At 42.3% G+C, this 14,456-nt stretch carries 15 protein-coding genes; 9 read left to right on the top strand and 6 right to left on the bottom strand.

Translation table 11 applies throughout. The annotated features are described in order from the left end of the window. Positions 1–9: 9 nt before the first annotated feature. Positions 10–1,227, bottom strand: a complete 1,218-nt coding sequence (locus tag GTO83_RS07690; protein ID WP_180870179.1) for an NADH-dependent oxidoreductase — start codon at positions 1,225–1,227, stop codon at positions 10–12. Positions 1,228–1,654: 427 nt separating this feature from the next. Between GTO83_RS07690 and GTO83_RS07685 the strand changes: the two genes are divergently transcribed. Next, positions 1,655–2,545, top strand: coding sequence for a hypothetical protein (locus GTO83_RS07685; RefSeq protein WP_180870177.1), 891 nt, complete (start codon positions 1,655–1,657; stop codon positions 2,543–2,545). 199 nt (positions 2,546–2,744) lie between these two features. Further along, positions 2,745–4,493, top strand: a complete 1,749-nt coding sequence (locus GTO83_RS07680; RefSeq protein WP_180870176.1) for a DUF2075 domain-containing protein — start codon at positions 2,745–2,747, stop codon at positions 4,491–4,493. 59 nt (positions 4,494–4,552) lie between these two features. Here GTO83_RS07680 and GTO83_RS07675 read toward each other — a convergent pair whose 3' ends face one another. Beyond that, positions 4,553–5,311 (bottom strand): LytTR family DNA-binding domain-containing protein, encoded by a 759-nt coding sequence (locus GTO83_RS07675; protein WP_180870174.1) that lies wholly within the window; start codon positions 5,309–5,311, stop codon positions 4,553–4,555. A gap of 5 nt (positions 5,312–5,316) precedes the next feature. After that, positions 5,317–6,600 carry a sensor histidine kinase gene (locus GTO83_RS07670; protein ID WP_180870173.1) on the bottom strand — a complete coding sequence of 428 codons (1,284 nt, stop codon included), beginning with the start codon at positions 6,598–6,600 and terminating at the stop codon, positions 5,317–5,319. A gap of 450 nt (positions 6,601–7,050) precedes the next feature. On the opposite strand from GTO83_RS07670, the gene GTO83_RS07665 reads away from it, so the two are divergent. The 6 genes from GTO83_RS07665 to GTO83_RS07640 all read left to right on the top strand — a co-directional run bounded on the left by GTO83_RS07665 (position 7,051) and on the right by GTO83_RS07640 (position 9,938). Then, positions 7,051–7,329: a hypothetical protein gene (locus GTO83_RS07665; protein ID WP_180870171.1), complete on the top strand. Its 279-nt coding sequence runs from the start codon at positions 7,051–7,053 to the stop codon at positions 7,327–7,329. Positions 7,330–7,345: 16 nt separating this feature from the next. Further along, the gene (locus GTO83_RS07660; protein WP_180870169.1) at positions 7,346–8,113 is read left to right on the top strand and encodes a CPBP family intramembrane glutamic endopeptidase; all 768 of its coding nucleotides are present in this window, start codon (positions 7,346–7,348) and stop codon (positions 8,111–8,113) included. Between the two features lie 23 nt (positions 8,114–8,136). Then, complete coding sequence (locus tag GTO83_RS07655; protein WP_180870167.1) at positions 8,137–8,394, top strand: hypothetical protein; 258 nt, start codon at positions 8,137–8,139, stop codon at positions 8,392–8,394. Positions 8,395–8,605: 211 nt separating this feature from the next. After that, a complete protein-coding gene (locus GTO83_RS07650; protein WP_180870165.1) occupies positions 8,606–8,965 on the top strand; it encodes a hypothetical protein in 360 nt (119 codons plus the stop codon). Further along, positions 8,955–9,365 (top strand): hypothetical protein, encoded by a 411-nt coding sequence (locus tag GTO83_RS07645; protein ID WP_180870163.1) that lies wholly within the window; start codon positions 8,955–8,957, stop codon positions 9,363–9,365. The genes GTO83_RS07650 and GTO83_RS07645 overlap by 11 nt, the downstream gene beginning before the upstream one ends. 69 nt (positions 9,366–9,434) lie before the next feature. Then, positions 9,435–9,938, top strand: a complete 504-nt coding sequence (locus GTO83_RS07640; RefSeq protein ID WP_180870162.1) for a cupin domain-containing protein — start codon at positions 9,435–9,437, stop codon at positions 9,936–9,938. A 158-nt stretch (positions 9,939–10,096) separates the two neighbouring features. Here the strand turns inward: GTO83_RS07640 and GTO83_RS07635 are convergent, their stop codons facing one another. The 3 genes from GTO83_RS07635 to GTO83_RS07625 all read right to left on the bottom strand — a co-directional run bounded on the left by GTO83_RS07635 (position 10,097) and on the right by GTO83_RS07625 (position 13,277). Beyond that, positions 10,097–11,332, bottom strand: a complete 1,236-nt coding sequence (locus tag GTO83_RS07635) for an OFA family MFS transporter (protein ID WP_180870160.1) — start codon at positions 11,330–11,332, stop codon at positions 10,097–10,099. A 209-nt stretch (positions 11,333–11,541) separates the two neighbouring features. Next, positions 11,542–12,399: an aldo/keto reductase gene (locus GTO83_RS07630; protein WP_180870159.1), complete on the bottom strand. Its 858-nt coding sequence runs from the start codon at positions 12,397–12,399 to the stop codon at positions 11,542–11,544. Beyond that, positions 12,399–13,277, bottom strand: a complete 879-nt coding sequence (locus tag GTO83_RS07625) for an aldo/keto reductase (protein WP_180870157.1) — start codon at positions 13,275–13,277, stop codon at positions 12,399–12,401. The genes GTO83_RS07630 and GTO83_RS07625 overlap by 1 nt, the downstream gene beginning before the upstream one ends. A 109-nt stretch (positions 13,278–13,386) precedes the next feature. Here GTO83_RS07625 and GTO83_RS07620 point away from each other — a divergent pair, with 109 nt between their 5' ends. Then, positions 13,387–14,238, top strand: coding sequence for a LysR family transcriptional regulator (locus GTO83_RS07620; protein ID WP_180870155.1), 852 nt, complete (start codon positions 13,387–13,389; stop codon positions 14,236–14,238). Positions 14,239–14,456 lie beyond the last annotated feature (218 nt).

The raw sequence follows: 14,456 nt of genomic DNA, 5'->3' as shown, positions 1-14,456 counted from the left end.
AGATGCCTTTTACAGTTTTCCTTCTTCAATATCCTTTAAGTCCGACTTTGTCCCGTTATGAATAACACTGGCGTCCAGGGAACCAGACTTATGGAGAATAGCGATGGATTCTCTCCCTGGTAGATGTGGTTCCATCTTCATGTCGGAGAAGAGGTTAATAAGCCCAGGCGTCATCTTGGCAAGCTTGACTTGTTCTGGGGAAATCTTGGTGATGATGTCATCGCCGTGACCAGTCACGATCTTGTGAGCAAAGAGAGGATCAATAATTGAAGCCCGGCCAACCGCTACTAAGTCAGTATAGTTTAAAGCATCCTTGGCATCGGCTTCATTCATTACATTACCGACGATAATTTCTTTTTTTCCGTTCAAGACGGGTTGGAAGAGTTCGGCAAAGGTCTTGTCGGAATCCGCTGGCTTTTCATTGTAAGCTGGCAAGGAGAGATGGATGTAATCCAGGTCAAATTCAGTGGTTAAGGCTTGGATTAATTGAGTTGATTCATGCCAGGTGTAGCCAATTTCATCATGAATTTCTTCCGGTGAGATCCGGTAACCGACGATAAAGTCCTTTGGTGCTTCTGCCTTAACGACCCGCATGACTTCAGCAGTCACTTCCTTAGCGAAGTTCATCCGCTTGGCTAAGGAACCACCCCAGTGATCAGTCCGCTTGTTGGACCACTTGGAGAAAAATTCTTGGATCAAGTAGTGGTTGGCGCCGTGAATTTCAACCCCATCAAAGCCACATTTGATGGCCCGGAGCGTGGCTGCCCCGAAGTCCTTAATAATTTGACGGATTTGGGCATCACTTAGTTCATAAACGGGGTAGTCTAAGAAGCTAAAGTCAATAGCACTCGGAGCGTAAACCTTTTTGCCTAACTTTGGCAGGTAATTAGCTTCCCGCCCAGAGTGAACGATTTGGAGAAGGGCTTTATTACCGTCCTGCTTTAAGGTGGTCGCAAGCTTGGTCATTTGGGGGATGAACTTGTCATCGTAAATTGCCAATTGTTCCCGATCGTCTGCCCAACTCCGGGAAGGACCCCCATTTTCACTAACGCTGGTGTATTCGACGATTACCATTGCAGCCGAGTTTGACCGGGCGCCATAGTAGTCGAGGGTGTCTTGGGTAACAAAGCCATGATCACCACTGTTAGTTAACATTGGTGGTTGGACTAAACGAGAACTAAGCGTGGCACCATTGGGAAAAGTTACTTTGTCAGTTAATTGCTTCATTGTTATAACCTCCTTGAGTATCTGTGAAAAGTTTAACATGATCTTTAGTGGAGAGGTCATTCGAAAGTATAGAACGCAGGGTTCGATGATGTTGAACGCAGTAAAAAGAAGTCGGGAGGAAACCTTCGTGACAGTGAATTTTCCGATCTAAATCAGCTTGACGTCGCTAATTTTGTGGCGTATCACCAAGCTAACCGTCAAAAGTGGCGGAAAATTAGGGCTTGCAGATCCTTCAAAAAGCAGATGGGGAAAAGCGAAGTTAATAAGATTGAATTAAAAGAATCCGTAAAAAGGTAATTTTTATGTAAGCGGTTTATGGACAGCGAGGATATTTCTAGTAAAATGATATATGTTGATATTTGCATGTATCATTTATCGGTTAGTAGGCTAGCTGATATGGGGGAATAATTAATAGTAGGTGATGGGGATGTTAGATGTTGTTGGCTTTTGTATAATGTTGACTTGTTTGGGAGTTGCGGCATTGAAGGTTAACCAACCAAAGAAAACTGGGCAAGATGACGAAAAGTCGGAAAAAAACAGGGTAAATAAAGTCGCGGTCGCACCACCAAAAGCTGAGATTGAAGCTGAAGTCGGAGTAGCTAGTCGACTATCACAGACAAGTACGCAGCCAGAAATCAAACTGGAGGTCACGCCAGAAACAAAACAAAGCACGGTAATCCAAAAGGATCCAGTAACTGGTACCGCAGTTAAACGGGTTACCGTAACGAAAAAGGTAAAGTCGACCAAAAAGAAGCGATCAAAGCAACCAGTTCAAAGGAAAGTCAAGCAAAGTTCAAAACCTAAAAAAGTTGCACGGACCCATGTTCAAGGGCGTCAGCGGAAGAAAGGTGAATTGAAGGACTTATACCAATATGAAATGGATAGCAACTGCTTCTTAACCCGGTCGAATTTTACCAAGTGCGTTGCTCATGATCATAATTTATATGACATCGCCGGAATTGTTTCAATTGATATTGGAAAGAAATATCAAAAGGTACGCTTTCCGGCCGTTTACTGCCAGACTTGTGATAAGTTCTTTGTCTTGGAACGGGTCTACCAAAGGTTGAAAAAACGAGGCCGCTTACTCTGTAAGGTGGTAACGACTGATTTTTGGCTACCTAAGTATTTGAAAGTTGAAAATTCAAATGACGATAGCATTTATGGAAACCCTGAATCACACTTGCATATGTTAGGCTACAATGTCAATGCCCAATTAAATTTGAGCAAAGTTCAACGTCGGTCAATCTTACGTCAAATTATCATCAACGGTGATTTAACCCGGGGGGGAGATTTGCAACCACCTAATTTATTTGATTAATCGAAACCAAAATAATTCTAAATTCGATGTAGCAATTACTAAGTTGTTAGATGATTTGAAATATGTCGAAAACCTTGATTTTAATTACAGTCGAATCCGGGTGGATGAGTTGCGGATTAATCAGTATCACTAGTAAATTGTAATCAACCTTGATTTAACTTAAAATTACAATAAATCAAATTTTGCAATGGAGAAAAATATGAACGAACCAGAAGTCCTCATCAGTGAATTTTCTTATAATGAACAAGTTTTAGAAGAACTACAGGAAATTGATCCAACCACGAGTAAGGGAAAATTAGTACGGCGTTACCCAACCGTTTATGTGGTTAAGGATAAAGGAAAAGCGCGCTCTTATTCCGTTTATGTGGGGGAAACTAACAATATTGTTCACCGAACTTCCCAACATTTGCATGACGACCCGAAGAAGCGGGATGATTGGAAAAAACTATCTCATTCAAGGACAGCAAATATGTATGTAATTGCTAATAAGCACTTCAACAAGTCCCTAACCCTAGATATCGAAAATCGGCTAATGCTGTACTTGGGAAGTGTTGAAAACGTTAACGCGCTCTATAATCGACGGACGAATAGCCAAGATCAATATTACCCGGTTGAAGAAGCTGACCATATTTTTAAACAAATTTGGAATAAGCTTCATTATCGGGATGCCAAGTTATTTCCGGCAATGGACCTGTTGAAAGATTTAGCGATTTTCAAAGCTTCACCCTTCCATAAATTGACCGAAGAACAATTGGATGCTAAAAATTTAATTCTTGATCGGGTTGCCAGAGCGGTACCCCATAATCAACTTGGCCAGTTAATTTTGGTTGAAGGGGAAGCCGGGGCCGGAAAGACGGTTTTGTTAAGTAGCCTTTTTTATGATCTTTGTGATCCAGAAGCGAAGATTGATGCCCGATTGTTAGTTAATCATGACCAGCAACTCAAGGTTTATAAGAATGTCGCAACAAAGCTTGGCTTAGGAGAAGCAAAAGTTTCTAAGCCAACGATTTTCATTAATAGTGAAAAAGAGGAAGATAAACAAGTTGATGTCATCTTAGTAGACGAAGGTCATTTACTTTGGACGCAAGGAAAACAAGCCTATAAAGGTAAGAATCAACTGCGTGACTTACAAAAACGGGCCAAAGTAGTCATTTTAGTCTTTGATCCTAACCAAATTGTCCGGACTCAACAGGTACTTACCCATTCGCAAATTGCAGAACTTGAGGATGAGGCAAAACGGGAACGAAATCTAATTAAGTTAACTCACCAAATGCGGATTGATGCTTCACAAGCAACGGTCAATTGGATTGATGATTTTGGCAAGGGCCACGTTATTAATCCACTGCCAGTGGATGATAAATATGAAATTCAGATTTTCGATTCCCCACAAAAACTTGAAGCAGCGGTTAAAGCTAAAAATAGTGAAGATATCGAAAGTCACTATGCTAATGGGATTTCCCGGATTATTGCCACTTTTGACTGGAAGTTTTCGTCCGCTTCCAAACCGAAAGATGATCCGTACTGGATGGTCCGCGATGAAGAATTTAATTGGGAACTTCCATGGAATGAACAAATTAAGCCAAAGCACCGTTCTGTTAACTATAAAAAGCTCTCTTGGGCTGAACAGGTAGATACCATCGGTGAAGTTGGGTCAATTTATACCGTTCAGGGGTCTGATCTTAACTATGCTGGCCTGATCATTGGACCAAGTGTTGGTTTTGAAAATGGTAAGGTTATTTTCTATCCGGAAAAGCATGCCAATAAGGATGCCGTTCAAAATCGGACTTTAGCTGATGGCTCCAAGAAAAATTTTGCCAAGGAATTAATTCAAAACGAATTGAATGTTCTCTTGACACGAGGAGTTCACGGACTATATATTTATGCCGTTGATAAGAACTTACGGCAGAAATTATTGGAAGTTGCTAAAGAGCGGAAAACGTTTAAATAATTCTATAATTAAAACAGCTACAGGATTCATGCAACTGCATGTCCTGTAGCTGTTGTTGTTTAGTTCAGTAGCTTTTTAAAGACTGAGCGTCGGCGAAAAGAAACCTTAAATTCTTGACCAGATGTTAAAGTTACAACGCCCGCTTTAGCATTGTAACTTTTGACTTGACTAAGGTTAACCAAGGTATCGCGACTGATATAAACCAGTTCTGGATACTTTTGAGCAAAATCCTTTAGCTTTCCTGTGCATTCAATAATTTGATCATTACTCGTAATGGACAGCCAGTTTGCTTTATGCGAGTTTGTTTGGAGAAAGAGCACTTGTTCCAAAGGTAGGCGTTCAATTACGCCACGGACGCGTTCATAATTTAAAAACTGTTGGGAAGTATCTCCTAAGGAATTGATGTAGCCTCGATAAGCAGTATCAATGGTTTCTTGCAATCGGGTAGTTAATCCTTCAATACCATTATTCTTAGTGATGTAGTCTAAGGGAGCGATTCGCCGCTGAATTGTTAGTTTCAAAGCTTCGGCATCAGCCGTGATAAAAGCGATTTGGTTAAAGATAGAAAGATTTTTAATTTGTTCTGCTACATCGATCCCATCAAGAGTCGTTTTTAAGTCAATGTCGAGAAAGGCTAGATAAATTTTATCTTGATGAGCCTGAAGATAGGCAATTACTGCATTAGGGTCACCGGTAGCTAAGGCAATTTCAGCATCGTATTGTCGTGGCGTTACATTGATTAGAATGCGGTTGTTAACGATTTCCCTGATTTTTCGCTGTTGTTCAAGATTATCTTCTAAAATCAGAATTGATAGCATGTAGATCAACCTTTCTGTAATAGGAGCTCAAACGCTATGGTTTGGGAATCCTGTCTAATACTCAAAGAAAAATCGGAGTTGTGGTCAACAATTTCTTGGAGATTGGCTAAACCCAGACCGGCATGATTGGCCTTGTTAGTAATGCCAGGGACGAAAATTTGCTTGAGATTAAGTTGCTGACTAATGGTATTTTGCACGGTGATGGAACAAGCTCCATTCCCATAACGATTAACAATTAGGTTTAGTTGAGGGGATGGTTGGCTGATGCATGCTTGAAGCGCATTATCAAGTAAAATTCCTAAGCAACGTGTAAGATCAACTAAGTTACCGGGGATTTCCGTTAGTTCTTTATTGATTTCGACGGTGACTTTTACTCCCATGTGTTGGGCTTGAATTAGTTTTGGTAGTACCAAATATTTAAGGGGCTTAACCTTTAGATTAGCCAATGAAGTGAAGAGAGCATGAGTAGCGGAGTGAAGATCGTTATGGTAGTCTATGAGCTCTCTTAAATAACTTTTAGCCCCCACAATGTCGGCATCATGTAGATAACCATCTAAAGCTAAGAGACTATTTCGGTAATCGTGGCGATTCTTACGTAACGAAAGGTTTGCCGCTTCTAGTTGGTCAGTGTAAGCAAAGATTTGCTTGGTTTCCGCACTTCTAACTTTAGTTTCCGTTAGTTGATGGTTTTGGATGATCATCAGCATGAAATTAATAATTAATAAAACGAAGGTAAATAGGTAAACAAAAACAAAGATGATAAACGCTTTTCCCTCAATCTTCATTGAAGCAAGAATTAAGCTATAGTCAATAATCATGAGTCCCCACAGAATCCAACAAACGGTACGAAAAAATTGGAGATTTTTTGATAATTCAATTCGAATACCGTTGATAATTGGCTGATAGTTGCTCATTAATGAATATAACCCTAAACACAATAAGGCTTCCGGTACCAAACAAATTAAATTTAAGGTTAAATCGGAGAAGGGATAGATCATGGCAAAAGTCATACCTAAAAATTCACTAACTGGTGGGGCAGAAGCCATTGCTAAGTAAAGGCAAAAAATTCGATGAGTCCATTGAGATTTTACGCTAACAAAGAGCGTAAAAATTTGTACGATAATGATTACTAGTAATCCCCATTGATAACCAAAAATCAACGAACCACAAAGCGGAAGCAACTGGATATCTTTTTTGCGGGATGGAATTAAAATTAAGTACAAAAAGATGCTAAATAAAAACGGATTAAATACAAATTTTGAACATGCGAATAGTAAATTTATTGCCATTATTATCTCCTTCTAACGTTTAAATGATAATTTTTGACGTTGAGATAAAAATGAGTCACTAATACATTGTTAGCGTTATTTTTATATCGAAGATGAAATAACCTCGGTTAATTATAACTCAAAAGCAATAGCGGAGTATAACGGTTGACTTTTTAATTTTATAGTTAATACATTATCAAATGTGTAATCGACAGATAAGTAAATGTGGATGGTATTTTCTCAAACTATCGTTGTTGTTACTGAAACCACTAAGAGCAAAACCAGACTTACTAGAGTTTATGGGACGCCTAACCTTGAATATTAGACGCTGAAATAATAATTATCAGCTTACTGGTAAGGAATAATAAAATTTACTCGTAATCAACTAATTGAAAAAGTTAAGAGTGTAATTAGTCAGGTTATTTAATTTTGATGCTGATTCAGTTAGCTAATCAAGAGGGGAGGTTAAATATGCTAGAGCGCTTTGGAATTCTACCAAATAAAGCAACGGCACCTTGGTTTAAGTTTTTCCTATGTGTGGGTTTGATTTTGGTTGCAATTAGTCTCCTAATAAAAAGTGATCAATTAAAAGACCCAACTAATCCAGGTAATCAAGGATGGCCAAGCGTTAACTCAGCGAAACTTACCAATCGGCAGCAACCCTCTAAAATTGCTTTAGACTGGTTAAGAGAAGTTTTTATTCAACCGCGGGCGGACTATGTAGTTAATAAATCAATGTTACCGAAATAGATTTAACGGAGGAAGTATGTTACCAAAGGAATTATTAAAAACAAGTGCGATTCATAAATTAGGCTTGGCGCTGGCATTATATGCTTTATATATTGCTTTTTTCTTAATTGGTTTTCCAAAACCAATTGATAATGGAGTCCACATTCTAGTAGTTATTGTGGCGCTTTGTGCCATTATTCGTGAATTAGGTACTTTGCGAATTACGAATCAGCCCTTATTGATGGATAAACGACAAAAAATAATTTTCAGTTTTTTTCTAGTGTTTTTTGTTGGCCTATACGTTCTAGTGACCTTTCAAGGGATTAAGAATGTTATTAGCGTTTTTAATTCGCCTTTTCATAAAATAATTAATGTTGCGACCACGGCATTTTGCGCGGGATTCTTTGAAGAATATTTGGTCCGTGGCCTTATTTTAGCTGCATTAATGCAAATTCTGGCTAATAAGCGATTCGGCTATACCTTAGCCGGCTTTGGGGCAGCATTTATCTTTGGGCTCCTTCATTTATCCAATCTAACTTTTCAGTCACCTGCGGCAACGCTTCAACAGGTGCTTTATGCGACGGTCTTGGGTTTTACCTTTGCTTATTTACGAATTGCTACCAATCGCTTGTCTTTATGCATTGGCTTACATACTTTGATTGATTTCCAACCAAGTGTTAATCAAGGTGTAACCACAGTTCATTGGGGGAGTTTATTGATTGTTTTTGCACCATTATTACTTGCCACCTGGTATTGTTTGTGGCAAGCAGATCGCCAGAAAAACCATTCAAAATTTAAAGTTTAACAATCAGATCAGAGGTGAGACCAATGCATCAATATTTAATAACCGGTATGTACAATCCTAATTTTGGTGCCGAATTTCTCGTGATTAGTACTGATGAGTTCCGGGCTAAAAAGATTGTTCAAAAGCAAAAGCAGTTTTATAAGGTGTTCGTCAAATTATTGCCGACAAAATTAGCTAGTGAGTCGACTGAAAAGGTAATTTTATTGGGAAAATTAGCGGATTATACCCTACGCGGAAGAATGGAAGATCTTGAAGCTTTTGAACTGAAAAAAGCGACATAAGAGCAAACCGACTTTTGGCGACGACTATAGGGAAAAGGCGTGATTAAACGTTAATAAACTCCGCAAAAATTATGGGGGATGTGAAGGCCCTTCAAACGCTAGGGATGCTTTTTATTTTAATGAGGAGTATGGTATTCTTAAACTTAGGATAATTATAATGAAGAAATTCTTCTTTATATATTTATTTGAGTTTAGATATTAAGGAGTATGCATGTTTAAGTATAATTCGGCGATTATTGAACGCGACCTAGCTGCAGAAAAGCAACTTGGCATTCAAAACCTCCAGGTTAATGCTTATGAAGAAGAAGGGATGCTCGATCTTGTTGGTCAGATTGAAGCTACTGCGATCAAGCACCCCTTTATTTTGCGAGTTGAAGGTTATGATAAGCAAAATAAATTGGTGTTGACCGAAACAAATGATGGTTATGGTAATGAAGTCGTGACCAACATTATTTCAAACCAGACCTTCTTTAATGGTTACCCCTTTGAAATTTCGGCTTGGAACCTTGATGAAGTGATTCAAGTCAGCCGCCTAAAGGTTTTTCCTGTGGAGGTGTCCCATGCAAAATAATTTACCAATCCCAATTGATATTTTTGCTTACCAAGAAGGGGCTGCCTTACCGGATAAGCTCGTGGTTCGTGATCCAGAAGCGGAAACTGAATTTGGAATTAAGGTCTTAGTCTACCACCTTACCCGGGTAGCCGGTCTCAAGGATGGTTTTGCTGGGATCAACGTCTTTGGGAACATTATCTACGAAAAACGGCCGGAAAATAAGTTAATGTTTCTCATCGCTTATAACGAAGCGGGCGAAGTAATCGGTTTTGTAAGTGAAACCACCTTAAAGGCAGGGACTGACGAAAGTGAAATTGATGCCGACCTTTACTTCCCGGCGAGTGAGCGAGTAGCGCAGATCTTGATTCGTCCGGCACTGGATCCGGAGATCAATCGCGCAGCAGAAGACCGTTTCTGAAGCTGTGGGCGTGCTTGGAATTAAAATAAAACTAGTTCGTTACCAAAGCCAAACGAAAGCAGGTTACCCATGGAAAAAGCTGATTACATCAAAGCCTTAAATTTAAGTCCGCACGCGGAAGGTGGTTGGTATCGCCAAGTTTACCATAGTGACAAAACCCACTATGATTTAAAAGCCGGCGACCAACGTTATGAGTATACTTCCATCTATTTTCTCTTGGATGGGGGTTCACCGTCGCATTTACACCGGTTGCGTCACGATGAATTGTGGTACTTCCATGCCGGCTCAGCGATTGTGATTCACTGCTTCTTCCCCGATGGGACTTATCAAGCGGTCCAACTGGGTCCCGCCATTGCCAAGGGGCAACAAATGCAATTTAGGGTGCCGGCCGGGACAATCTTTGGTTCCGAAGTTTTAGAGCCAAAATCCTTTGGCCTGGTAAGTTGTGTGGTTGCCCCCGGATTTGATTACCATGACTTTGAACTTTTTACCCAAGCCCAATTATTACCGCAATATCCGGAGCAAGCGGCGGTGATTCGTCGGGTGTCGTATGAGCAGGTGCCGGAAGAATAGCGTAATGAAGTTTTGAAAAGCAAAAAGACCACTAATTCAAAGGTGTCGGGCCAAAGCCGTTGAACCTTTGATGTTAGTGGTCTTTGTTTTTTTATCTTAAATAATCTTCAGTAACTGCGGTCGCAAGCCATGGCCGTTAAGGGGGCTTGCTCTTTTAGCTAATCGACCATTTCATTTGCATGCTTGGCCACAAAGTCCCGTTGGATAAGGACGGAGATTAACATGGCCAGGGCGTCGATAACGACGAAGACGATCAGGGTAACGTAGTAGTTGTGTAATACTTGGTGGGTGTAGGATAAGAGGATTGGGCCAACCATCCCCGCGGCTGCCCAGGCGGTTAAGATGTAACCGTGGATGGCCCCGAGTTCCTTAGTGCCAAAGATATCGCCAAGGTAAGCAGGGATAACTGAAAAGCCGGCTCCGTAGCAAGACATCAAGAGGCAGAGCGCCATGGCGAAAATGAATGGAACCTTGAAGAATAAGAGGATGAACAGCATGATAATGTCTAAGACGAAGATCAAGCTGTAGGTTAATGGTCGCCCAATGTAGTCGGATAAAGTGGCCCAGGCCAGCCGCCCAAAGCCGTTGAAAAGCCCGATGATCCCAACCATCACGGCCGCCATCCCCGTGGTCATCGTCGTCATATCTTGGGCCATAGGGGAAGCGGCGGAAACCAGGCCAATCCCGGTCGTGATGTTAATAAAGAACATGAACCATAAATAGCCGAAGGTCCGGGTCTTCAACGCTTGGTTAGCCGTTAGTTCTTGACCAGTCAAGCTAACCCGTTGCGCCTTAGCAGCAATTGCCGCTGGGAGTTCATTGGGCCGGGGCTTCTTGATAAATTGGGCAGCGATGACCATCACGATGAAGTAGAAAGCTCCCAGGATGTAGAAGGTGGTGGCTAACCCAACCTTAGCCATCAAGTTTTGGGCAATGGGTCCAGTCAAGAGTGCCGCAAAGCCAAAGCCCATGATTGCTAACCCCGTAGCCAACCCGCGCTTGTCGGGGAACCACCGGATGATCGTAGAAACGGGCGTTACATATCCCGACCCGAGACCAAGGCCCCCGATCACGCCGTAAGCCAGGTACAAAAGCCAGAGTTGATGGGTTTGAACTGCCAGCCCCGTTAAAGCAATCCCAGAGCCGTAACAAATACCGGAGATTGTCCCGGTTACCGTTGGGCCAAATTTTTCAACTAAACGGCCTATGAAAGCGGCCGACATTCCCAGAAAGAAAATCGCTAAGCTAAAGGCAAATGAGACGGCGGTTTCTTGCCAGCCAGTTTGGGCGGCAATGGGCTTAGTGAAAACGCTCCAGGCGTAAACCCCACCGATCATTAAGTGTAAAACAACTCCGGCTAGGGCGACCCCATACCGATTCCTTGATTTTTCCATCGTGATTTAGGACTCCTCTCTCAAAAAAACGAACATTAAAAATTAAAACAGCCGATTGAAGGCGGTGATTAAAAACTAACACAAGTTTATCCGAACGACAACTAAATTTGCGGAAAAATATTGAAATAAAAACCGAACTTTATTTTTGAAAGGAAAATAAAAAGCGCTCAGGAGGGAATTACCTTCCTGAACGCGGGGTAAAATTATTTTTACCTTAATTCTTTTAAGCTCGGCCCAAAGATTTGTTCAATTGTGGCGGGATCATGGTGGTCAAAGAACTGACTGTGTCCTTGGTCAAGTTGGGCGATGGCGGCCATGTCATCGGTGCTGAGCTCAAAGTCAAAGACGTTGATGTTTTCCTTTTGCCGGGCATCGTGGACGGATTTTGCAACCACTACAATTCCCCGTTGGAGGAGATAGCGGAGGACCACTTGGCCGCTGGACTTCCCGTACTTTTCACCGATTTCAACAAGGGTCGGGTTGGTGAAAAGGTGGTTTTTGCCTTCCGCAAAGGGTGCCCAGGCTTCAACCGCGATGCCTTCATCTTGGTAAAACTTTACTTCGGCTGGCCGTTGGAACCAGGGGTTGATTTCAATTTGGTTAACAGCGGGTTTAACATGGTTACCAAGTTCCAAGTTTTTAACTTGGTCGGGCCAGAAGTTAGAGACCCCAATCGACTTGATCTTCCCAGCGGCCTGGGCATCTTCTAGGGCCCGCCAAGCACCGTAGACATCCCCATAAGCTTGGTGCAAAAGCATTAAATCCAGATAGTCAGTGTTTAATTCCTTTAAGTCCTGGTCAATGGCCGCTGCGGCCTTTTGGTAGGAGAAGTTACTTACCCAGAGTTTCGTGGTTAAGAAAATCTCGTCCCGGTTAACGTTACTATTTTGCATAGCTTTACCAACGGCAGTTTGATTTTGATAAGCTTCGGCGGTATCGATTAACCGGTAGCCGTTTGCTAAGGCTTGTTCAACGGCTTGTTGGGCCTGGTTAAGATCAGTGATTTGAAAGACCCCAAAGCCGAGTTGGGGCATGGTGTGGCCATCATTCAGTTTAAGCGTATTCATTATTTAGCCTCCTGTTCAGGGTGAACGTTGAAGTTATTTAGCAACATGTCCGCTACTCCCGGAGCATCGGGATTGTGCTTGCCATGGCCCTTGTCGAGACGCGCAATGGCATCCATTTCGTCGGAGGTGAGGGTGAAGTCAAAGATCGCCTGGTTACTGGACATCCGGGCTTCGTGAACTGACTTCGGGAAGACGATGATCCCAGTTTGGTATTCAAAATGCAGGATAATTTGGCCAACGTCTTTCCCATACTTAGTTGCGATGGCCTTTAAGACTGGCTCGTTAAAGAGGTCAGCGTTACCTTGGCCCAATGGCGACCAGGCTTCTAAGGTAATGTGGTGGTCAGCCATGAGCTGGCGAAGTTCACGTTGCTGGAAATAGGGGTTAAATTCAACCTGGTTAACGGCGGGAACGTGGTTGGCAAAGGCCGATGCCCACTTTTGCCAGAGGTCTGGCGTGAAGTTGGAGATTCCGATTGAACGAAGCTTACCCGCGGTTTGGGCTTCGCTTAAGGCTTGCCAAGCTTCGTCAACTTGACCATAAGGTTGGTGGAGAAGATAGAGATCAAGGTAGTCAAGTCCCATTTTTTCTAAGGTGGCGTCAATGGTTTGTTTGGCCGTTGCGTAAGCGTAGTCTTGGAGCCAGAGCTTAGAAGTAACCCAAATTTGATCGCGGGGAATGCCACTATCCTTGATTGCTTGGCCGACTTCGGCTTCGTTAAAGTACGCTTGAGCCGTATCGAGGTGGCGGTAGCCGAGTTTGAGCGCGGTTTTAACGGCTTGATAAGTCGACCCATCGGCTGGAATTTGGAAGGTCCCAAAGCCAAGGGCGGGGATTTCGTTACCATCGTTAAGTTTAAAAGTTGGTATCTTAGTCATAAAAATGCCTCCTAACAAGTTTTCCTAATCTTAGTGTAGTTGATTTAATGGGGGTTGAAAATTCAAACATAATCATGCTAGGATACGCTTAGCGTAAGGTGGTGAAAAAATGCTTGATAATTATCTCTTAGCAGAATTGGTGGCCTTTGCCCATACCGGGACGATTGCTCAAGCCGCCGATCGCCTGGGGGTTTCCCAACCAGCAATCACCCGGGGACTACATAAAATTGAAGCGGAGCTGGGGGTTCCCCTCTTTATTCGGCAACCCAATAAACTAACTTTAAACCCGACCGGGGAGTTTGCGGCCAAACAAGCAGCCAAGGTGTTAGCGACCAACCAAGCGTTAGTGACTGACATCCAGCACTTTGCCCAAAGTCAGGCGACGATTACCGTGGGCGCGGTTGCCCCAGGTCCGTTGATTGTTTTACGCCAAATCACGGCTTTTCCCGTTGAAATTAAGCCGGATTTTTTTACTGAAGATCAAGCTTTAATGGCGTTACAAAAGGGACAAGTCGCCTGTGTGGTCACCCAAAAACCAATCCAAAATCCCCAGGTCAAAGCGGAATTTTTAGGCACGGAAAGTTTACTAGTAAATCTCAATCGGTTTTCCCCCTTAGCTAGCCAAAAGCAAGTGACTTTTAAGCAACTCGCGGGCCTCAGCTTTATCGTGATTGACCAGATTGGGGTCTGGGCTAAATTAATTAAAAAGGCGATCCCCGATGCTAAATTCATCTACCAAAACCAGGATAATTTTTTGGCGATCGTGAATAATTCGATTTTTCCTTTTTTTACCACAAATTTAAGCCACTTTGACCGTCGACGGATTATTAAATTGGGGGATCGGGTACCAATTCCAATTCAGGATCAAAGTGCACACATGGACTTTTACGTTAACTACTTGAAGGTTGATGCCAAACGAGTAGCTCCGCTAATTGAAGCTTGGCGATTAAAGTGGACATAAAAGATTAACAGCAAGCCAAAATGTCAATCCCTTAAGCGCCAGGCCAAGCGCAAAATTGGCAAGTCATTTTTAATGGCAACTGGTTCCAAGCTCCGGTGATTTCCGGAGAACCAGGGGCCTAAAATTACTCCCATGTAGTAGCTATAGCCTACGTAGCTCCCCAGCAAAGCTTATTAGCGGTATCGCTAATAAGCTTTGTGAATATTAATTAAAAAATT

It is taken from the genome of Lactobacillus sp. 3B(2020) (assembly GCF_013487845.1).
Lineage (GTDB): Bacteria > Bacillota > Bacilli > Lactobacillales > Lactobacillaceae > Limosilactobacillus > Limosilactobacillus alvi.
The sequence above is the reverse complement of the archived record's forward strand: the minus strand, read 5'-3'. Positions and strand labels throughout refer to the sequence as shown.

Coding starts and splice junctions, on each gene's coding strand:
- GTO83_RS07620 (WP_180870155.1), top strand. CDS start 13,387: ATGCTTGATAATTATCTCTTAGCAGAATTGGTGGCCTTTGCCCATACC.
- GTO83_RS07670 (WP_180870173.1), bottom strand. CDS start 6,600: ATGGCAATAAATTTACTATTCGCATGTTCAAAATTTGTATTTAATCCG.
- GTO83_RS07630 (WP_180870159.1), bottom strand. CDS start 12,399: ATGAATACGCTTAAACTGAATGATGGCCACACCATGCCCCAACTCGGC.
- GTO83_RS07675 (WP_180870174.1), bottom strand. CDS start 5,311: ATGCTATCAATTCTGATTTTAGAAGATAATCTTGAACAACAGCGAAAA.
- GTO83_RS07650 (WP_180870165.1), top strand. CDS start 8,606: ATGTTTAAGTATAATTCGGCGATTATTGAACGCGACCTAGCTGCAGAA.
- GTO83_RS07680 (WP_180870176.1), top strand. CDS start 2,745: ATGAACGAACCAGAAGTCCTCATCAGTGAATTTTCTTATAATGAACAA.
- GTO83_RS07655 (WP_180870167.1), top strand. CDS start 8,137: ATGCATCAATATTTAATAACCGGTATGTACAATCCTAATTTTGGTGCC.
- GTO83_RS07685 (WP_180870177.1), top strand. CDS start 1,655: ATGTTAGATGTTGTTGGCTTTTGTATAATGTTGACTTGTTTGGGAGTT.
- GTO83_RS07645 (WP_180870163.1), top strand. CDS start 8,955: ATGCAAAATAATTTACCAATCCCAATTGATATTTTTGCTTACCAAGAA.
- GTO83_RS07690 (WP_180870179.1), bottom strand. CDS start 1,227: ATGAAGCAATTAACTGACAAAGTAACTTTTCCCAATGGTGCCACGCTT.
- GTO83_RS07635 (WP_180870160.1), bottom strand. CDS start 11,332: ATGGAAAAATCAAGGAATCGGTATGGGGTCGCCCTAGCCGGAGTTGTT.
- GTO83_RS07640 (WP_180870162.1), top strand. CDS start 9,435: ATGGAAAAAGCTGATTACATCAAAGCCTTAAATTTAAGTCCGCACGCG.
- GTO83_RS07660 (WP_180870169.1), top strand. CDS start 7,346: ATGTTACCAAAGGAATTATTAAAAACAAGTGCGATTCATAAATTAGGC.
- GTO83_RS07625 (WP_180870157.1), bottom strand. CDS start 13,277: ATGACTAAGATACCAACTTTTAAACTTAACGATGGTAACGAAATCCCC.
- GTO83_RS07665 (WP_180870171.1), top strand. CDS start 7,051: ATGCTAGAGCGCTTTGGAATTCTACCAAATAAAGCAACGGCACCTTGG.